Here is a 19439-nt window from a genome sequence, read left to right as displayed (position 1 = left end):
TTATATAACTATATTGTTCCAAGTCAATGTCATATTTCCATTATTGTTTAATTCAAAGAGAATTTTAACTGTAATTTGGTAGTAATTCCGCAAAACTTGCTGAAATGAGTAATTCCTTTTGAAAATAAAGAAAAGCAGCCGATTCGGCTGCTTTTCTTACACTCCCTGATTAACTTTTCTCTGTGCTTGGTAGTCATAGCAGACATGATAAAGCTCAATAATCTTCTCACTTGTAGGCACCTTCGGATTGTTCGCAGGGCTGCCGCTGTCCAGGGCTTCTTTGGCCATTTTTTCTCTGGCGTTCATGAATTCCTGCTCATCGATGCCCCATTCTTTCAGGTTCGGGATGTTTAGTGAGTGGCAGAGTTTCTTCACCGATTGAACCGTTCGTTCTGCTGCTTCTTCATCGGTCATTTCTTCGTCCGGCGAGAAGATCCGGCCGATGTCCGCCAGCCGCTCCACGCAGGTATCTTTGCTGTATTCCAGGACTGCCGGCAGCAACATCGCATTGGAGAAGCCGTGCGGGACGTGGAACAGTGCGCCGATCGGGCGGGACATGCCGTGGACCAGGCAGACGGAGGCGTTCGAAAAGGCCATGCCCGCCTGAAGCGCCCCGAGTGACATGGCTTCTTTTGCTTCAAGGTCTTCCGAATTGTCATAAGCCCGCTGGAGATTGGCCGCGATCAGCCGGATGGCGGAAAGGGCCAGCATGTCCGTCATCGGATGGGCTTTCCTGGAGATGTATGCCTCGACGGCGTGGCTGAGCGCATCGACGCCAGTTGCGGCAGTCACATTCGCCGGCGTGGAGAGCGTTAGCAACGGATCGACAATCGCGGCCTCCGGCATGAGCGCCGGCTGCTTGATCATCATCTTCACCTGGGTCGTGGTGTTGGTAATGACAGTCGCGTCCGTCGCTTCGGCTCCTGTTCCGGCAGTGGTCGGAATGGCGATATGCGGCACCGGCAGCTGGATGGCCATTTTCCGGCCGCCCATGTAATCCCCGATATAGCCCCCGTTCGTCGCCAGAATCGACACCGCCTTCGCCGTATCGATGCAGCTCCCGCCCCCCAGCGAGATGATCAGGTCGCAACGCTCCTCCCCCGAAATGCGCAACGCCTCGGCCACAAACTCATCAGTCGGTTCCGATGCAACCCCCAGATAGACAGCGCTTTCAATTCCGTCATCTTTAAGCAGCTTCCGGCATTCATTGACATACCCGAGCTTGTCCATGATGGCATCACTGATAATCATCGCCTTCTTCCCCTTCAAGTTCAGCGCTTGCTTGCCGACCTGCTGAAACGCCCCCTGCAAATAGACGATGGACGGCGGTGTAAGGAATTCCTTGCTTGCCTTCATCTCAATTCCCCCTTTTGTGTTAACGGTGTTCTAGTAAAAGCGTAGCCCGCGAAATCCCGATTAGTCGATTGATTGTTTATTTTCTATACTTTATTAACACAAAAAAGCAGCCGGCAACTGCTTTTAAGAGAATTAAAACCTATTAGTAGATGTATTCAATAAGCTGTGTCGCATAAGCGAGCATCAGCGGATGCCTTGGCATTCCACATTTGGTTTTCCCTAAGCAATAGGGTACTTTACCGGCTTCTTGGATGTATTCAAGGATGTCTTGGTACCTGCGGTTTCGTCTGCCATGAATTCCCCACGAGACGATAATTTTGTCTGCACCGGAGATTGCTTCTTTCAGATGGATGTCGTTATCGGGATGCCTCAATTCACCTGACTTCCAAAGGTCGGCGGGCTTGGTTGCCCTGTATGAATAGAGGTTCAGGACTTCCAGTGACCCAAATCCATTCCGCTCAGCAAATCCCACGCACTTTCTAAGCGTCGGATCAGGTTTTATTGCATCTGCCGTACTCGGATTTAGCATGATATACAGGCACGACGGCAGGTTCTCTTCCCAACTGACACTCAGGCGGTAGCGGTGTTTTTCGGATGGGTCAAAGATCGCCTGGGTGGTTCTTTTTCCGTTATCCCACTGGCCATGTACGACCATCAGATTTTGTTCCTGAACGGCCATTTCACATCTCCCCTTTTTCGTTTCTTTCTATAGTAAGTCAATCGTACATCATTATTACCTTGGACCCCAAATTGATTATCCGGTGGTAATCACTCGCATCCATTTGGTAACCACTCACCCCTGCACAATAAAACCGCACCGAAGGAGAGATCCCGCAATGGCAGTGCACCACCCTGCAACTTCCCTCTACCAAAAAGATCCGCACTCTCCCTCGAGAGTACGGATCATTTATTTCACCTGAGTGTCCCTTCCTGAAACGATGCCTGTCAATAGAATAATCACCGAGACCGCCAGAAGCATCCAGAGCGGCAGTGTCCAGCTGTGGGTGGCGTCGTGCAGGATGCCGAACAGGGCGGGTCCGGTGGCTGCAAGCAGGTAGCCGAAGGACTGGGCCATGCCGGAGAGTTCCGCTGCTTCTTGCGGGTTTTTCGTGCGGAGGCTGAAGAACATCATGGCGAGGCTGAAGGCGGTTCCGCCGCCGATGCCGATCATGATGACCCAAAGCAGCGTCAGTGACGATGTGCCCATGAGGATGCCGAGTATCCCGCCGATAAACAGCGCGCCGGTGGCGATCACGAGCGGGATCTGGTTTTTCATTCTGCCGGCGATGATCGGAATGATGAAGGTGAACGGAATGAGGGCAAATTGCATGAGCGACAGCAGCCACCCGGCAGCTCCGGCCTCCACGCCACGCTCTGCCAGGATTTCAGGAAGCCACGCGACGATTGTATAGAAAATCAGGGATTGCAGCCCCATGAAGACGGTGATGTTCCAGGCAAGGCCGGATTTCCACAGGTTCACCGCTTTCTGGCCGCTTTCCTTTCCGGCCGGCTTGTTTCCGCTCCGCCTCACTTGGGGAAGCAGTACGAAAATCGCGACAAGCGAGATGAATCCCCAGTAGCCGAGCGACCCGCTCCAGCCGAGTTTCTCGGACACGGGGACACTGAGGCCGGACGCGATCGCGGCACACAGGTTCATGGATACCGCGTAGATGCCGGTCATGACGCCGAGGTGCATCGGGAATCTTGATTTGATCAGCCCCGGGATGAGGACGTTGCCGAATGCAATGCCGAAACCGATCAACAGCGTGCCGGCAAACAGCAGCCGGACGCTGCCCGTCATCCGGAGGAAAATCCCAGCCGTGATCAGGACGGACGCAAAGAAAAGAACCGATTCCATGCCGAACCGGCGGGACAGCTTTGGTACAAATGGAGACAGCAGCGCGAACGCCAGGAGCGGCAGCGTCGTCAGGAAACCGGCGGCAAAGCCGGATATTCCGAGGCTCGACCGGATTTCCCCGACGAGCGGACCGACCGACGTCAGCGGCGCCCGCAGGTTTGCCCCGACACTAATGATGGCCAGGAAGACCAATAGAAGCTCCAGGCTCCCGATCATTTTCACTTTCGATTCATCTTGTTGTAAAAGCTCTTGTTGTTGGAATCGCATGTTTTTCACCTTTATTCATTCAATAATGTGTCTTTAAATTCGGCAATGTACGTATGGACAGCTTCCATTGCCCGCTCCGGATCCTGACCGGCGATCGCCTCCACCAGCGCCTCGTGGCTATGGATCGCGTCGCTTCCTCCGGCGGACGCATCAAGGATCTTCCGCATCGACGACTCGAGCGGATCGGTCAGATGGCCATACAGGTCAATCAGCACCGCATTATGCGATGCCCGGACGACCGCGCGGTGAAGTGCGAGGTCCGCGGTCAGGTACGCCTGCCCGTCCCCCGCTTTTATCGCCGCCCGGCAATCGTCCAGCGCCGACCGCAGCTCTTCCAGATTGTCCGCATTCCGCCGCACCGCAGCGAGCAGTGCGGCCTCCCGCTCCAGCGCATGCCGCACCTCCAGCGTATCCAGCACATCTGCGCGGCCCACCCGCTTGCGGATCGCCGCTTCCAGCACGCTTGAAGAACTCACATATGTCCCGCTCCCCTGCCGTGTCTGCAGCAGCCCCGCATGGACAAGCGCCCGGATCGCCTCCCTCAGTGTATTGCGGCTCACCTCAAACTGATCCGCCAACTCCATCTCCGTCGGAATCCGCTCTCCGACCGGCCACTCCCCCGCATCAATCAGCGCCTCCATCCGGCCAGCCACCTGATCCACCAACGACGACCTGCCCACTTTCATCGACTCCGCCAATAGATTCACCTCATATAATTTGTAGGATGATTGGATGACTTAATCGTAGCATAGGGTGGGGGAGAGTGTAAAAGAATGGATTCGGACGTTGCTTGGGAGCATGATCATCTGTCTCCAAGCTGAGTGTTTACCTTTTGGAGATGAGTGGTTACCGTCGGCAGATTCTAAAAAGAAAAAACAGCCAATCAGGCTGTTTTCTCGACCATAGCAAACTTAGTGCGCTCCCCTCTAACCTTTTCTTCCACTCCTCGTTAGCTTCCCTAAAGCTCTCCTCCAGAAATTCATCAAGCTCTGTGCCCGTTTGCCGTTAAATCCGACCGTCCGGTCCCTAGAAACCACGGGACATTCGCCATTCACAAAATCCATGGTGTCCAAGCAGTAATAGAACTCCTCATCTTCAGGTTCACCATTTTCCTTAACCTTTCTGTTTTTCTGACCACATTCGGAACCGCCTGTTTCCCCGCTCCCAGGATATCTACACCGAAAATCCCACCGAAACCATAGTTCCTCAGAAACCACCTATAACTATCCGGAAGCTTTACATGCAAAGCTGCTTCGATTTCGGTAATTCGGGAATCGGGAATGCCCCCTGTGATGTCGGTATGGACCGCATGGCATTTTATGAAGTTACTCAGTTCTTCTTCTAAATACATTACATACCCCTGTCTCGTGTTAATGCTTAGCATGACCCTTTCACTTCGACCTGAGATACTCTTAATGATCGTTAATACTCATGAAGAATTTGCTACAGTTGTACCTTACTTCTTCAAGGTTCCTATGTATTGCTGCAGCTCAAGTTGTTCCTTTTTTAAATTTTCTATTTGAGTTTGGACTTCAACTAACTGATCATCTTCAATAGTGCTATTTAGGCTCTCAGTTAGCCTTTTTATTGTTCGACCTTTTGTATCTATCAGCACCTCTGCCTGGTACTTTGTAAGTCCTCGTTTGGAAAGAGGTAGAGATCCTTCTTTTTCACCCAAGGGTTGTTCAATCGTATTGTCAAGCTCCATATCTTTCACGACTGACCTTTCCTCCCTCATATTTCTTAATAAATATACAACTTCCAAAAGGACTGTTGTGATGAGGAAAGCCCCGGCTAACGTGAAATAAGCTGTAGCATGAGTCCCATTAATAATGTAGTTGTATGCATCACCACCTACATATGCGTTAACAGCTTTGTCGCTATATTCTCCGTTATCATAAGCCAATAACTTGTAAAATCCCCGGAACGCGAAATGCGCAGCGAAAATCGCTGAGATAATTTGTAAAACACGTTTTTTCATTCTTCTACACTCCTAGATTTCATCTATTTTCTTCCTCATACTAGTATAGAAGATTGAAACCAGATTGAACAAAAACATCTTTCATTGATACTTTCACTTTTGTGCCTTGCCTTTTGGGTTGAGTTATATGGGCATGAGCGGAATCGCCTTCGGCCTCTTCGCTAACCTTGTCCCGGTTCCCCACTCCCCTCAAACACACCTCTTTATATTCAGAATACTCGAAACATGTATACTATTAAAGAAGGCAAAATCGGAAAGGGCGGGAGAAAATTGACGACTTCGAATACATCCAACGAAAGTCAGACGCTGAAGCGACGGTTGCTGTCCATGCTGGAAGACCGGAAAGAGGAAATGATTCAGATCCGGAGGCATCTCCATGAAAACCCTGAGTTGTCCTTTAAGGAAGAGAAGACCGCAGCCTACATCGAGGCATTTTACAAAGGCAAGGATGTCGAGGTCCAGACGAAAGTCGGAAATGGCTATGGCATCATCGTGACGATCAAGGGCGGAAAAGAAGGCAAGACGATTGGGTTGCGTGCCGACTTTGATGCGCTCCCGATCAACGAAGAGACCGATGTTCCGTTCAAATCCAAAAATCCGGGCGTCATGCACGCATGCGGGCATGACGGGCACACGGCTTACATGCTCGTATTGGCCGACTGCCTCATCCAGATGAAAGACTCAATCAGCGGAACCATCAAGATCATCCATCAGCACGCGGAAGAAACACCGCCGGGCGGCGCAAAAAGCATTGTCGAATCCGGCGTTCTGGATGACTTGGATGTCGTGTTCGGGACCCACCTGATGCCCGCCCCCCCGACCGGCGCAATCGGCTACCGAGCCGGCTTTTCGATGGCCGGCAGGACGTACTTTAAGCTTGTGATCAAAGGCAAGGGGGGCCACGGATCCTATCCCACCAATCCAACGACTCGATCGTTGCGGGCGCCTATTTCATCACGGCCATCCAGACGATCGTCAGCCGCCGGTTGAATCCGTTCGAAATGGGCGTTGTCACCATCGGCTCGTTTGATGGGAAAGGTTCGTTTAACGTCATCAAAGACAGCGTCGAACTCGAAGGCGACGTCCGCTATATGAATGAAGACACACAAAAAGTCATCTCGGAGGAAATCCACCGGATCACAAGAGGAATCGAGGAAGAGTTCGGGGTTGAATGCGAGCTCAACTACGTCCCGGATTATCCGCCGCTCTACAATGACCCTGCCGTCACCGCCAAAGTCGTGTCCATTTTGGAACAGGCCGACGACCCGGTAATTGAGGCTGTCAAGGAAATTCCGATTAACTCCGGTTCCGAGGATTTCGCTTACTACACCCAAAAGATCCCGGGCACGTTTTACATCATCGGATGCAAACCAAAAGGCGTGGACAAGCCCTACCTGAACCATCACCCGAAGTTCGACATTGATGAAGACGCCCTGCTCGTATCCGCCAAATCCGTGGCACATGTGGTTTGCGAGTATAGCTTTGATTGAATGAAGATACTGGACAAAAGCAGCCCGACCGGCTGCTTTTTCCTATTCCTTAGGCGCCCGTAACCACTCGCTCTTCTGAGGTAATCACTCGCCGCTCATTCGTCTTAATCAAAAAATGGACCGCCCATAAAGGACAGTCCATTTCAACGATTACTTATCCAGCTCCAACGTCTCATTAATCTCCGCAGACTCCGCATCTTTACCTGTCATTCGTTTATACATAAACGCAATGTTCTTGATCAGGCTCCCACTCTCCCAGTATTCGGCGGCTTCGGCTTTTACTTTGATCAGGATGACGTCGGGGTTGTCGTAGGTGGTTTGCATGATTTTCTCGTAGGCTTTGCTCCAGAGCTCCTTTTTCTTGGCCATGTCTTCGACGATTTCGGCGCGCCCCCGGACGGAGACGTAGGATTTGCCGGCGTAGGCGACGTTGACGTCTTTGTTGTGGAGGATTTCTTTGTATTTGTCGGTTTCTTTTTTGGTGAAGAACCAGAGGTCGCCGTCGAATTCGACTTCCTGTGTTTTCATCGGACGGGAGACGAGCCCCTCATCGGATACGGTCGTCAGCATCGCGGTGTCGACGTTCTTGATCAGATCTCTGAGCGTTTCCATTTCTTCTTGTTTCATTGGATCACCTCATTTGTGTTATAGAGGTAGATTACCCTTTCTAGTAATTGGTTATTCAAGATTGGTAGGAATTCAGCTACCCCCCCCCTGGTGGGAATTCGCTCCTCCGCCCCGATGTTTTTTCAACCTTCATTCCATATTCATCGCTCCGCCCACGGAAATGCAGTCCCGGGTAACCATTCAGTCTCGGTTCGTAACCACCCGCCATCCGTAGGTAACCATTCACACCATAAAGCGATTTTTAAACCGACATAGTCCATCCATCAAATGAATACAATCCATAAGGCGTGCCATAACCGGAAAGGAAGGAGCCAGGTACTTGGGGTATACGGATCGTTATGAACGGGATGCGTACGGGATCATCGCGTTTTGGATTCAGAATGATTATGATCACGGGCGGTTTTTTGACCGCGAGATCAGTCATTATGAGACGGAGTTGGCCCGTGCGAACCTGAACAATATCCAGCGTTTGGGGAAAGTCTATGAAAAGGCGGTCAAGAAGCAGGGCGATGTGGGCAAGTTGATTGACGAGGCCCGCCATGCGACGAAGGAGTTCCATAGTCTGCTTGCGTACACGATGGATAAGTCGCTGCATTGCGAGGTCATCATTTCCACGCCCGTTTCCCTCTTGGATCACATGGTCAGGGAATCTGAGGAGTCCCAGAGGGTTTATAAATTAATAGAAAGCGGTGCCCAGATTTCCCCGTCGGATGCCATCATCCATGAATGCGTGTTCTGGATCCGGCAAATGGCCGATCACCTGGGCTATATCCGCCATTACTTGGATGTGTCGAATTACGAGCTGAATTTCAGGGTGACGGAGATGATGCAGAAGTTTGAGCGTCTGCAAATGCAGGCAACGGCCCTGCAGACCATGATCCGGACCCCGAGAAATGAAACCTTGCCTGTCCTGACGCAATTCAAGAACATGATCATTAAAGAGGCGAAGAGCCTCGAGGAGTTCAAACTGGAGCTGGACGATCTCGTCAAAACATGCGCCGCCGTCACCACGTCGCCGCCTGATCTGCTGGAACACATCGCCCGGGAAGCGCATCATCTGTGGAGGAATCTCGAGGAAGAGCGAATCACATGACTTTGGTGAAATCGGCTTCCGAGAAACCAACAAGTGCCCTGCCTTCCTCTCAACTCGCCAAGCCAGTACACGATAAAGACAGGCATCAAACACTTCGGAATTGCGATCAATGCCCCATGGCAGATCAATGCTCCGCAACTAAAATCGATCAGAATGATTAAAACAAAACCACCTGGCAGCAGGTGGTTTTCATTTTCACGGTTCGATCAGTATCAGTAGCCCTGCCCCATCCATGGGGAATACCCGCAGCGCATGCATCCCGGCATCGGCATCGGTATCGGCATTGGCATTTGAGGATAGTGCCCAAAGGGTGGCCACTGCCCGCCTCCTGCCCCGTGACCGCCCCCATGCTGCCACGGAAACGACGGAACAGCGTAGACAGGACCCATATTGTCCCTGAATTGATCTTGGCCAAACAGTGCCGGATGTTCGTCATACATCGAGCTTTGACCCCGTTCTGCGGATCCATATGGAATTGAAAAATCCGGACCCACATGCCACGGCACCTCAGAATGATTCCTCGACCTTTGACCATAATTGCCAGTCATCTTCATTCCCCCTTCCTGAACCTCCCCTCATCTTATTCATCGGTTGGGGGTTCGGTTATCAGACCCCTGAAGGTCGCACTCCCCCTTGCAAGAATTCATCCGGGAATGATCGTAACCACCCACGTCTTGGAATCGCCACTCCCATACAACACAAATAAGCAGGCAGGGAAAACATTCCGTTTCCCCTGCCTGCCTCTTCAATTCTCCACTCATCAGCTTCCATTCGAAGCACTGCTATTTAAGTAGTAGTTCAAGAACCGCTTTTCCACGTTATTCATATGGACGATCATTTTGTTTTCCGCCAGGCGGATGTCTTTTTGTTCGATGGCGTCCACGATTTCCACGTGTTCTTCGTAGGCGCCTCTTGCGCTTTTTGGGATGGTGCTGGACAGGATCAGGAAAGCCCGGTTGACGCCGGTGTTCATTCGTTCGATCATGTCTTTCAGTTCTTGATTGCAGTTAGGGGAAGCGAGCAGGATATGGAAGTCCCGGTCGAGTTCGATGAATTCCTGGTAGTTGTCCTTTTCAATCGCCGCCAGCTGGCCGGAGAGGTTATTCCGCAGATCTCTGATAAACCCCGGGTCGGCTTGGGCCACCACTTTGGTCAGGCTGTGGATTTCCAGGACACTTCGGATTTCCATGTATTCCAATGATTTTTCTCTTGTGAATCCGGCAACGATGGCGGGCCGGCCTTTTTTCTGGATGATCAGGCCTTCTGCGGCCAGGCGATTCAGCGCATCCCGAAGAGGGGTCCGGCTGATGCCGAGGTCTTTTGAAATGGTCTCTTCTGGTAGAGGCTGCTCGTCCTTGAGCTCGCCGTTTACGATGGACCGCTTGAGCAGCGTGTAGGCCTGGTCTGCCAATGTTGCGCTTTGCTTGATGGTTTCCAAATATCTTCGCCTCGATTCTAAAGCAACTTCAAAAGACAAGCGCGATCATTTCAATCTCCTCATCATAAGGATTCTCCATGCCATGCCCTTGTCCCTTCCGGATCATACAGAAATCACCAGCTTCAACAGGGACCCTTTGCTCACCATGGTCGAGAAAGATCCCCTTTCCGCTGAGAATGTAATACACCTCAGATTCATCTTTGTGAAGATGATAGGCGATCGTTGATTTCGGCTGCACGGTGACCCGTGCAAACAGATCGATTCCTTCTATCTTATCATTCTGGGATACAATGCGGGAGATATGGATGCTCCCTTCCCCGCCATGTGGTTTTTCAATGATTTCCGATTTTCCTGCCTGTTTAATCAATCCGATCCCTCCTTAACCAAACATGTTCGGCAATACCGTGCTGATCTGCGGGATAAAGATGATCAGCAAGACGACGACCGCCACAATTGCGATGACATGAAGCACATATGGGAAGGTGTGCTCAATTCCCATCTTCTTGTCTGTGACGTTACAGCCGGCGATTAAGGACAGCCCGACCGGAGGGGTAATATTGGCCAAAGCAAAGTTCATGATGAGGACCATTCCGAAATGAATCGGATCGATGCCGTATTGCATGGCGATCGGCATAAAGATCGGGCTGAGCAAAATGATCAGTGAAGTGACTTCTGTCAGCGTTCCCAGGATCAGCAAGATCAGGGAGACCATCAGCAGGAACTGCAGCGGAGTTGAAGCAAACTGCAGGAAGAAATCAGAGATGGCAGCCGGCACCCGGTTCGCGGTCAGCACATATGTAAATACGTTTGCGAACGAAATAATGATCAGGATGATGGCTGAGGTCATTGCAGAGTTCGCCATGATGTTCTTGAAGTTCCTAAACGACAGCTCCCCGTAAAACATGGAAAGGATGAATCCGTAAACGACCGCGATAATCGCCGCTTCTGTGGCCGTGACGAGACCGCTGAAAATCCCGCCCAGGATGAAGACAGGTGACAAAAGCGGAAGCAGCGCCGATTTGAAGATCGACCAAAACTCTTTGCCGCTCACCCGTGCATTTTCGACGACGCCGAAGCCCTGTTTCCTGGACATGAACGATACATACGCACAAAGGGCGACAGTCAGCAGAATGCCCGGGATAAAACCTGCAATAAAGAGCTTCCCGATCGAAATGTTGGCTGTGATCCCGAGGATGACCATCGTGATGCTTGGAGGGATGATGAGCCCCAGCACCCCGGCCGGTCCGATGATGCTGGCGATGAATGAGTTGCTGTAGCGCTGTTCTTTCATTCGCGGCACGATGACAGATCCGACAGCGTAAGTTGTGGCAACGGTAGAACCGGAAACTGTTCCGAAAAAGGCGCTGGTCACGACCGCGGTCATGCCCAACCCTCCCGAAAATCGGCCGACAATCGCATCTGCCAATGCCATGAGCCTTTTGGTCAGCCCGCCCTCGCCCATGATATTTCCTGCAAGGATGAACAGCGGAAGGGCCAGATAGGAGAAGTTGTTGACCCCTGCGAACATTCTCTGAATCACGACTTCCAGAGATACACCACTGACCAGCAGAACCCCGATTGAAACGAGACCGATCGTAAAGGCGATCGGCATGCCCAGAAACAGAAGGACGAAAAAGGCGATCAATATCCCGATAATCATAGGTTGACTTCCCCCTGTTCCTCAGGCTTTGGATTCAATATATGGACAACCACAAAGTAAATGGAGAATAACGCACTAAGCGGGATTGCCAAATAAAAAATCCCCATCGGCACTTTCAGTGTTGCCGATGCCGTCGACATGGCGGATAGCGACAGCTTGAATCCGTAAAATGCGAGAACGGCAAGCAGCGCGACAGTGAGAATATAGATGAACGTATCGATGATTTTCTGATACTTCTCACTAGCAAGGCTGACAAAATACCTGACGCCCAGGTGCATTTTTTCATGGATGGCCAGGCTTGCCCCCAAGAACGTCAGCCAAACGATAAGGAGCCTGGCCAGTTCTTCGGTAGCGGGAAGGGAGATTTTAAAGAACCTGGAAAATACCTGCACAAATACGATGGCTGCAAGCACGCTAATGGCAATGATACACAGATAGGTCAATATCTTTACGATGGTGTTTGTGAGCTTTTCCAACACGACTCCTCCTACCATTCTTATATAGAAAAAAGTTTTCTCTCCCTGTTGATCAACAGGGAGAGAAAGAAGTGGTTTACCATCCGGAAGCTTCGTTATAAATCTCCATCAGCTCTTTACCGAAATGTTCTTTTTCCCATTTCTCATAAATAGGCAGCATGGCTTCCCGGAACGCAGCGGTGTCCACGTTGTCGTTGATCTCCATGCCTCTTTCCTCGAGTGTCGCCAAGTACTCTTCTTGCATGGCATCATTTTGGGTGCGGACCTCCGCGGAGATGCGTTCTGCTTCTTTCAGGATGACTTCCTGATCTTCAGGAGAAATCGTTTCCCATGTGTCGTTATTCACCATCAGCATGACCGTATTGTAGAAGTGGCCCGTCAGCGACAGGTAATCCTGAACTTCATCAAACTTCGGCGCAACAATGTTCGCCAGCGGGTTTTCCTGAGCGTCCAGTACGCCCTGCTGAAGAGCGCCGTATACTTCACTGAACGCCATCGCGGTCGGAAGCGCACCGACTTCTTCGAACGCATCGATCCTCAGGCTGGACTCAGCCACCCGGATCTTCAGCCCCTCCATATCCTCCGGCTTCACAATCGGCTTTTTGTTGTTGGTGATATGGCGATACCCCCATTCCAAGTATCCGATCTGTTTCAGATCTTGCTCCGCCACCACATCTGCCAGGTAATCCCCGAATTCCCCGTCATATGCTGCACGCGCATGGTCGATGTCTTTCCACATATACGGCAAGTCCTCAATGGCCATTTTCATGTCAAGGGATTGCAGCGTGCCCACCATGATGGCTGCAGACCCCATCGTCCCCATCTGGACCTGTTCAATCATCTCTGTTTCCGAACCGAGCTGGCTGTTCGGGTAAACATCGAACTCAACCCGTCCGTCTGTCTGTTCTTTGACATTGTCCGCCATTTCCGCAATCAGATCCGCCGCAGGTGTTCCCTCCGACATGGCATGGCCAAGCTGCAGCTTGACCGTTTCCCCATCGGCTTCCGCCTGATCCGACTCACTGCATCCCGCCATTAGCATGGCGACAGAAAGACCAGCCGCAACCAATCCAACCTTCCACTTTTTCATATCCTGTTCCCTCCCCTTGGGTCCTCAAGTAACCGCTTACCATCTTGAACGTACTGCCTTCTTGGCAGCCTGCCGAGAATGGTTTGTATACGGTATACAAGTCTTGTTACAAGATTACTCAAGGACAGATTGCTTGTCAATTAGTTTTTTGAAAACAAACATTTTTCTATCTATCATTTGGAACACTCCTCCTCATGCCCCGTTATTTCAACCGTATCATCTAATAGTTCATCTCAAGTTTATAATTTTTAGAATTTTGTTTACGGACACAGGCATTTGATTTATGATTGTTGTATACAGTATACAGAGGATTATCCACCGACAGATAAGGACGTGACAAAATGATCGAACTCCACAAAGGATTGAATGAGCGGGCGTTGGAGATTGCGGTTCCGGGCATCCGTGTGTTTGCCAACAAGGTCGCTCAGCTTCCGGACGGCATTAACCTGACCATTGGCGAGCCTGATTTCCCGACTCCCGACCGGGTGAAGGCGGCAGCAGTTGCCGCAATCCAGCATAACCGGACCGGCTATTCACACAACGCCGGATTACTGGAATTGCGCGAAAGCGTCTCCCGGTTTTTCCTGCAGAAGTACGGCTTCCTTTATGATCCGAAGACAGAAGTGCTGATTACGAGCGGAGCCAGTGAAGGCATCGACTCCACTTTAAGAACGATTCTTGAAGAAGGCGATGAAGTTATCCTGCCTGCCCCCATCTATTCCGGCTATGAACCCGTGATTCGTTTGGCCGGTGCAAAACCGGTGTACCTCGATACATCCCAGACAGGATTCGTCCCTGATGCCGCGGCACTGGAACGCCTGATCACCGAGCGTACGAAAGCGGTCATCCTGAATTACCCGTCCAACCCGACCGGTGCCACACTTTCCAGAGAGACGATGGATGATCTAGTTGCGGTTCTCAGCAAGCACAATGTGTTTATCGTGTCCGATGAAATCTACAGCGAGAACACCTATGAAAGCCGGCATATTTCATTTGCCGAGTATCCCGAGATCCGTGATCAGCTGATCCTGATCCACGGCTTGTCCAAGTCCCATTCCATGACCGGGTGGAGAATCGGTTTCGTCATGGGACCTGCCCCATTGATCGGGCATATCCTGAAAGTCCATCTGTCCAACTCGATCTGTGCCTCGCTGCCCGGCCAATATGCGGCCATCGAAGCCCTCGATCACTGCCGGGACGTGCCGGCTGAGATGAACAAGGACTATATCCGCCGAAGGGATTATGTCATCGGCCGTTTGAGGCAGATGGGGCTCCGGATGACCGTGCCGACCGGCGCCTTCTATGTGTTCCCGTCAATCCAATCAACAGGCCTTTCCTCTTTCAAGTTTGCCACGAAGCTATTGGATGAAAAACATGTGGCGGTCGTCCCCGGTGATTCGTTCACCGAGAACGGCGAGGGATATGTCCGGATTTCTTACGCCAATTCCATGGACAATCTGGTCAATGCCATGGACAGATTGGAAGCGTTTATCCGTGAACTGCCGGCCGGAGATGCTCCGGCCATTTTATAAACAAGAAGCCCACTTGATATGTCAGGAGTGATTACAATGTATGAACAGTTGAGCAAACGGACGATCTACGAGCAGGCGGAATTCCTCACCCGCCATCTCGTCAGCTTAAACAGCATCAACGGGACACTGGGGGAAATCCGGATCGTCCAGGAAATCCACCGGATCCTGTCCACCTTCCCTTATTTCCGGGAACACCCGGAAAATCTGTATCTGCAAAAAGTCCCCGGCGACCCGATCGGACGCTGCAACATCTTCGCGCTCGTCGAAGGAGAACGGGCATTCGGCCAGACGGTGCTTTATCACGCCCACATCGATACAGTCGCGGTGGAGGACTTCGGGCCGCTTAAAGACCGGGCGTTCTCTACAGAAGACATGGAAGCCTACTTCCGAGAGTATGGCGAGGATCCGGTCCTTCAGGCGGAAGCCCGGTCCGGGGAATGGATGTTCGGGCGCGGAGCGGTCGATATGAAGAGCGGAGCGGCCGTCCATATCGCGAATGTCCTGTTCTACACGGAACACCGCGATCAGCTGAATGGCAACATTCTCCTTCTCTGCAACGGGGACGAAGAAAGCGAGCATCACGGAATGATCGGGGCGCTTGCGGAATTGAACCGGCTGCAGAACGAACGGGGACTGGAATTCATCTCAGCGATCAATACAGACTTCATCACACCGCTGTATGACGGCGACACCAACCGCTATATCTATACAGGAGCTGCGGGCAAGATGCTTCCGTGCTTCCATATTTATGGCCGGGAAGTGCATGTCGGTGATACCCTCTCCGGCATCGATCCGAACTTTATCGCCGCTAAAATCACGGAGCGGATCCACAACCGCTACGACCTCGCCGAGCAGATCCCGGGAGAAATGATCCTTCCGCCTACCTGCCTTCAGCAGCGGGATACGAAAGAGCTTTACACCGTGCAGACCGCCATCAGCAGCCACGTTTACTTCAACTACTTTGTCTACGAAGAAACCCCGGAGACCATCCTGGAAAAACTTCTGAACGAGGCAAAAGCCGCCTGCCTGGAAGCCGAACAGTACTTAAAGAAACAATACGAGGAATATCTGAAAGTCACCGGCCTCCCGTCGCGCAGCCTGTCATGGAACATCGAAGTCGTCACATATGAAGAATATGTTGATGCCTTGGCCGCCCAAGGCATCAACGTTCAAAGCATCATTGAACGCGTGCTCGAAGAAGAGAAAAACAGCGACCTGCGCGACCGGAGCTTCGAGATTGTCAGTGCCCTGCAGGATGCCGACCCGCACAAAAAAGCGCGCGTCATCCTGTTCGTTGCGCCCCCATTCCTGCCGCACAACTTCCTGAAGCCGGATGACACGCACGCGGCCAGCGTCCAGCAGACTGTCGAATCCGTCCTTCACGAAGTGGGCCTGAGGACCGGAGAGCAATTTGAACTCAAGAAGTTCTTCCCTTATCTGGCCGACGGCAGCTTCCTTTCGCTGCACGAAACAGAAAGCGAACTCGTTCCGCTGACAAAGAACCTGCCTGCATGGGGCAGAATGTATTCGATTCCGTTTCACGAGATCCAGAAGCTCAACATCCCCTCCGTCAACATGGGCGTCTACGGCAAAGACGGCCACAAATGGACGGAGCGGGTTTACAAACCGTACTCCTTCGGTGTCCTGCCGGAGCTGATCCGGAAGGCGACCACTGCCCTTCTGCAGCTAGAGGAAAACGAACAAACGAGCGGGAACGTAAAGATGATCACCTCATAGAAAAATGAAGACGATCCTCTTCCGGTATTCGGAGGGGATCGTCTTTTGATATATTGCATCGACCTCTTAGGTAACCGTCTTAGTTGGTGAAAGTGGCTTCAGACAAACCAACAATGCTCCGCCGTCCTCTCAACTCGCCAGGCCGCTACACGATAAAGGCAGTCACGAATCTCTGCGGGATTGCAGTCAATGCCCCGCCGCAGACCTGTGTTCTGCGGCTAAAGTCAATCAGAATAAATAAAACTGAACCCGCCTGGCAGCAGGTGGATTCAATAGTTGCGGTCCGATCAGTACGGGAAACCCTGCCCCATCCATGGGGAGTATCCGCAGCGCATGCAGCCCGGCATCGGCATTGGCATCGGCATTTGAGGATAGTGCCCATATGGCGGCCAGTGCCCGCCTCCTGCCCCGTGACCGCCCCCATGCTGCCACGGAAACGACGGAACGGCGTAGACCGGACCCATATTGTCCCTGAATTGATCCTGGCCAAACAGAGCCGGGTGTTCTTCAAACATGGAACTTTGACTTCGTTCTGCGGATCCATATGGAATCGAAAAATCCGGACCTACATGCCACGGCACCTCAGAATGATCCCCCGACATTTGACCATAATTGCCAGTCATCTTCAATCCCCCTCCCTGAACCTCCCCTCATCTTATTCAGGGAGGGGGGGTTTGGTTATTGGAGGTAAGGCGAATTTGGTAACCACTCGCAATGCAGGGGTAACCACTCACCAATCCCACTAGCTTAATCCTCCGCATCCCCTTACAGTCCACTCGCCCTTCTTTTTGATCCACTTAAGTAACCGAACTCGTCAGCCCCGCTCTCTTCCCTTGCAGCGGGTTGGTCTGTTCAAATGCATAACCTGTATTCAGGATGACGCTCTCGCTAAAGGCTGGACCGATAATCTGCAGTCCGACCGGCATTCCATCTTTTAGTCCGCATGGGACGGTCATGGCTGGCAGTCCTGCCAGGTTGCAAGGTCCCATGAATCGGATGAAGTTATCGATAAGATCGACTTGGTTTCCGTTCAAATCTGCGAAATCACTCCCGATGTCAGGAGACATCACTGGGAGCGTCGGGGCCAGGAGGACATCCACCTTTTCAAAGGCTCTCTGGAAGTCTTGCTTCAGCTGGCGGCGCAGTTGCTGTGCCTGCAGGTAGTCGACGGCCGAGAAGAGTTCTCCCAATTCAAAGAGGAGACGGATGTCACTTCCAAAGTCATCCGGACGCTTGATCAGGTTGCGGTGATGGATCGTTGTCGCTTCGGAGAGGGAAGTCACGAGTTCCGCATATTCCGCGTACTGCAACGCCGGTATGCTGACTGGCTCCACTTCTGCACCCATATCCTCCAGCGTCTTGATCGCTTTTCTCACCTGCTCCTCAATTCCTGAGTCTACATTCTTGAAGTAGTACTCCTCACAGATACCAATTCGGAGGCCCTTTACCTCTCCGGTGAGTTTTGATGTGTAATGATCTGTCGGGACATTGACCGAAGTAGGATCGTTGGCGTCATAGCCGGCGATGACCTCAAGAAGCCCGGCTGCATCCTTGACCGTTTTGGTCATCGGTCCGACGTGGTCCAGTGACCATGCAAGCGGGAAGACACCGTACTTGCTGACGCGGCCATACGTCGGCTTGAGGCCCACGATTCCGCAGGAAGAGGACGGAATCCGGATAGATCCCGCCGTGTCCGTGCCGAGCGTCGCCGTTGTCATGTCGGCCGCGACTCCGGCTCCCGAACCGCCGCTGGACCCTCCCGGAATTTTATCGAGATTCCAAGGATTCCGGACTGCACCGAAGTGAGGACTGTTGTTTGTGATGCCCCATGCGTATTCATGCATGTTCAGCTTGCCCGTGAAGACAATCCCTGCGTCTCTCATTTTCGTGATGACAGTCGCATCGTAGTCAGAGACGAACTCTCCATGGATTTTTGAGGACATGGTCGTGACTTCGTCTTTGAGATAGATGTTATCCTTCACAGCCATCGGGATGCCATGGTACATTCCTTTGTACTCGCCGGACGCAATCTCCCGGTCAGCTTGCTCTGCCTCTTTTTCTGCTTCATCACGGCGGAAGCTTACATAAGCATTTACTTTCTCGTTTAAGGATTCTGCATGGTCGATCACTGCTTTTGTCAGTTCAAGAGAAGAGACTTCTCTGTTTTGGATAAGAGGTGCAAGTTCCTCGACCGGCTTTTTAATGAGTTCTTCATTCAATGTGGTCACCCCCCGGAATGTTCACAAGACTGATGTCCGCATCATCCAGATTGGCACTGTCAATCTGTGCTTTCAGATTCTGAATGGCATCCCAACGGACCTGCAGAACCGGTAAATGCTCATCGACCACAGCTAATCCCTTTTCCTCTAACTTCTCACGAATTGAAACCGTCAACCTGAATCCTCTCCTTTTGGTCAAGAATTGATGGCAACGTTTAGTTAATACGAGAAAGCCGCGAGCCTCCCTTCGCCGGTAATACAAGAAGTTAAATAGAGCAGATAGATAAATTAGAATATTTAAAAACCTATTCAACCGTACACCAAGCGTATTCTAAAGTCAAAAAACTCTCACAACAGGGATCAAGATTCAGAGATTGAGATCCCGGGTAATCACTCACCCCCGAGAGGTAACCACTCATAAACAATTCTCCAAACACAAAAAAGCAGCCGCTCCGACTGCTTGTTCTCCACTCCCCACTATTCAAAACACAAACAGAGCGCAATGACCACAATAATCGGCAGCATGATCACCGTACGCTGGATAAAGATGACGACCAGGTCCAAGAAACTGACCGGGATATTGGAACGCAAGATCAGGATTCCGACTTCCGACAT

General features: G+C 51.6%; 17 protein-coding genes and 2 pseudogenes. 4 read left to right on the top strand and 15 right to left on the bottom strand.

All coding sequences use genetic code 11. The features are described from left to right. Nucleotides 1–156: 156 nt before the first annotated feature. The 6 genes from KHA84_RS06000 to KHA84_RS05975 all read right to left on the bottom strand — a co-directional run bounded on the left by KHA84_RS06000 (nucleotide 157) and on the right by KHA84_RS05975 (nucleotide 5462). Nucleotides 157–1356 carry an iron-containing alcohol dehydrogenase gene (locus KHA84_RS06000; protein ID WP_213422623.1) on the bottom strand — a complete coding sequence of 400 codons (1200 nt, stop codon included), beginning with the start codon at nucleotides 1354–1356 and terminating at the stop codon, nucleotides 157–159. Between the two features lie 142 nt (nucleotides 1357–1498). Continuing rightward, nucleotides 1499–2035 carry a DUF1643 domain-containing protein gene (locus tag KHA84_RS05995; protein WP_213422622.1) on the bottom strand — a complete coding sequence of 179 codons (537 nt, stop codon included), beginning with the start codon at nucleotides 2033–2035 and terminating at the stop codon, nucleotides 1499–1501. A 228-nt stretch (nucleotides 2036–2263) separates the two neighbouring features. Continuing rightward, the gene (locus KHA84_RS05990) at nucleotides 2264–3496 is read right to left on the bottom strand and encodes a CynX/NimT family MFS transporter (RefSeq protein ID WP_419465586.1); all 1233 of its coding nucleotides are present in this window, start codon (nucleotides 3494–3496) and stop codon (nucleotides 2264–2266) included. Continuing rightward, the gene (locus KHA84_RS05985) at nucleotides 3493–4167 is read right to left on the bottom strand and encodes a FadR/GntR family transcriptional regulator (protein WP_213422779.1); all 675 of its coding nucleotides are present in this window, start codon (nucleotides 4165–4167) and stop codon (nucleotides 3493–3495) included. The genes KHA84_RS05990 and KHA84_RS05985 overlap by 4 nt, the downstream gene beginning before the upstream one ends. Nucleotides 4168–4532: 365 nt before the next feature. Then, nucleotides 4533–4832 (bottom strand): SMI1/KNR4 family protein, encoded by a 300-nt coding sequence (locus KHA84_RS05980; protein WP_213422620.1) that lies wholly within the window; start codon nucleotides 4830–4832, stop codon nucleotides 4533–4535. Between the two features lie 105 nt (nucleotides 4833–4937). After that, the gene (locus KHA84_RS05975) at nucleotides 4938–5462 is read right to left on the bottom strand and encodes a hypothetical protein (protein WP_213422619.1); all 525 of its coding nucleotides are present in this window, start codon (nucleotides 5460–5462) and stop codon (nucleotides 4938–4940) included. Between the two features lie 306 nt (nucleotides 5463–5768). Between KHA84_RS05975 and KHA84_RS05970 the strand changes: the two are divergent. Then, nucleotides 5769–6952: pseudogene (locus tag KHA84_RS05970) on the top strand (M20 family metallopeptidase). A 150-nt stretch (nucleotides 6953–7102) separates the two neighbouring features. Here the strand turns inward: KHA84_RS05970 and KHA84_RS05965 are convergent. Beyond that, complete coding sequence (locus tag KHA84_RS05965) at nucleotides 7103–7579, bottom strand: pyridoxamine 5'-phosphate oxidase family protein (protein ID WP_213422618.1); 477 nt, start codon at nucleotides 7577–7579, stop codon at nucleotides 7103–7105. A 319-nt stretch (nucleotides 7580–7898) separates the two neighbouring features. Here KHA84_RS05965 and KHA84_RS05960 point away from each other — a divergent pair, with 319 nt between their 5' ends. Beyond that, on the top strand, nucleotides 7899–8672 hold the full coding sequence (locus tag KHA84_RS05960; protein WP_213422617.1) for a DUF2935 domain-containing protein: 774 nt from the start codon (nucleotides 7899–7901) through the stop codon (nucleotides 8670–8672). A gap of 760 nt (nucleotides 8673–9432) precedes the next feature. Here the strand turns inward: KHA84_RS05960 and KHA84_RS05955 are convergent. From KHA84_RS05955 to KHA84_RS05935, 5 genes are all read right to left on the bottom strand, one after another. Then, nucleotides 9433–10110: a GntR family transcriptional regulator gene (locus KHA84_RS05955; protein ID WP_213422616.1), complete on the bottom strand. Its 678-nt coding sequence runs from the start codon at nucleotides 10108–10110 to the stop codon at nucleotides 9433–9435. A 28-nt stretch (nucleotides 10111–10138) separates the two neighbouring features. After that, complete coding sequence (locus KHA84_RS05950) at nucleotides 10139–10477, bottom strand: cupin domain-containing protein (protein ID WP_213422615.1); 339 nt, start codon at nucleotides 10475–10477, stop codon at nucleotides 10139–10141. Nucleotides 10478–10489: 12 nt separating this feature from the next. Further along, entirely contained in the window at nucleotides 10490–11770 is a 1281-nt protein-coding gene (locus tag KHA84_RS05945; protein ID WP_213422614.1) for a TRAP transporter large permease, read from the bottom strand. After that, nucleotides 11767–12249: a TRAP transporter small permease gene (locus tag KHA84_RS05940; RefSeq protein ID WP_336511103.1), complete on the bottom strand. Its 483-nt coding sequence runs from the start codon at nucleotides 12247–12249 to the stop codon at nucleotides 11767–11769. The genes KHA84_RS05945 and KHA84_RS05940 overlap by 4 nt, the downstream gene beginning before the upstream one ends. A gap of 73 nt (nucleotides 12250–12322) precedes the next feature. Continuing rightward, on the bottom strand, nucleotides 12323–13336 hold the full coding sequence (locus tag KHA84_RS05935; RefSeq protein ID WP_213422612.1) for a DctP family TRAP transporter solute-binding subunit: 1014 nt from the start codon (nucleotides 13334–13336) through the stop codon (nucleotides 12323–12325). Nucleotides 13337–13677: 341 nt separating this feature from the next. Here KHA84_RS05935 and KHA84_RS05930 point away from each other — a divergent pair, with 341 nt between their 5' ends. Beyond that, a complete protein-coding gene (locus tag KHA84_RS05930; protein WP_213422611.1) occupies nucleotides 13678–14868 on the top strand; it encodes an aminotransferase class I/II-fold pyridoxal phosphate-dependent enzyme in 1191 nt (396 codons plus the stop codon). Nucleotides 14869–14904: 36 nt separating this feature from the next. Further along, nucleotides 14905–16605 (top strand): M20/M25/M40 family metallo-hydrolase, encoded by a 1701-nt coding sequence (locus KHA84_RS05925; protein ID WP_213422610.1) that lies wholly within the window; start codon nucleotides 14905–14907, stop codon nucleotides 16603–16605. A gap of 797 nt (nucleotides 16606–17402) precedes the next feature. Here KHA84_RS05925 and KHA84_RS05920 read toward each other — a convergent pair. From KHA84_RS05920 to KHA84_RS05910, 3 genes and pseudogenes are all read right to left on the bottom strand, one after another. Continuing rightward, nucleotides 17403–18824, bottom strand: a complete 1422-nt coding sequence (locus tag KHA84_RS05920; protein WP_213422609.1) for an amidase — start codon at nucleotides 18822–18824, stop codon at nucleotides 17403–17405. Continuing rightward, nucleotides 18817–18999 carry a hypothetical protein gene (locus KHA84_RS05915; protein ID WP_213422608.1) on the bottom strand — a complete coding sequence of 61 codons (183 nt, stop codon included), beginning with the start codon at nucleotides 18997–18999 and terminating at the stop codon, nucleotides 18817–18819. The genes KHA84_RS05920 and KHA84_RS05915 overlap by 8 nt, the downstream gene beginning before the upstream one ends. Before the next feature lie 302 nt (nucleotides 19000–19301). After that, a pseudogene (locus KHA84_RS05910) lies at nucleotides 19302–19439 on the bottom strand (hypothetical protein); the annotation flags it as partial.

This window comes from Bhargavaea massiliensis, assembly GCF_018390575.1.
In the GTDB taxonomy this organism is placed as follows: domain Bacteria; phylum Bacillota; class Bacilli; order Bacillales_A; family Planococcaceae; genus Bhargavaea; species Bhargavaea massiliensis.
The sequence above is the reverse complement of the archived record's forward strand: the minus strand, read 5'-3'. Positions and strand labels throughout refer to the sequence as shown.

Bases quoted from the DNA above. Each gene is read 5' to 3' on its own strand.
- KHA84_RS06000 (WP_213422623.1), bottom strand. From the start codon at position 1,356: ATGAAGGCAAGCAAGGAATTCCTTACACCGCCGTCCATCGTCTATTTG.
- KHA84_RS05995 (WP_213422622.1), bottom strand. From the start codon at position 2,035: ATGGCCGTTCAGGAACAAAATCTGATGGTCGTACATGGCCAGTGGGAT.
- KHA84_RS05985 (WP_213422779.1), bottom strand. From the start codon at position 4,167: ATGAAAGTGGGCAGGTCGTCGTTGGTGGATCAGGTGGCTGGCCGGATG.
- KHA84_RS05980 (WP_213422620.1), bottom strand. From the start codon at position 4,832: ATGTATTTAGAAGAAGAACTGAGTAACTTCATAAAATGCCATGCGGTC.
- KHA84_RS05975 (WP_213422619.1), bottom strand. From the start codon at position 5,462: ATGAAAAAACGTGTTTTACAAATTATCTCAGCGATTTTCGCTGCGCAT.
- KHA84_RS05965 (WP_213422618.1), bottom strand. From the start codon at position 7,579: ATGAAACAAGAAGAAATGGAAACGCTCAGAGATCTGATCAAGAACGTC.
- KHA84_RS05945 (WP_213422614.1), bottom strand. From the start codon at position 11,770: ATGATTATCGGGATATTGATCGCCTTTTTCGTCCTTCTGTTTCTGGGC.
- KHA84_RS05935 (WP_213422612.1), bottom strand. From the start codon at position 13,336: ATGAAAAAGTGGAAGGTTGGATTGGTTGCGGCTGGTCTTTCTGTCGCC.
- KHA84_RS05930 (WP_213422611.1), top strand. From the start codon at position 13,678: ATGATCGAACTCCACAAAGGATTGAATGAGCGGGCGTTGGAGATTGCG.
- KHA84_RS05925 (WP_213422610.1), top strand. From the start codon at position 14,905: ATGTATGAACAGTTGAGCAAACGGACGATCTACGAGCAGGCGGAATTC.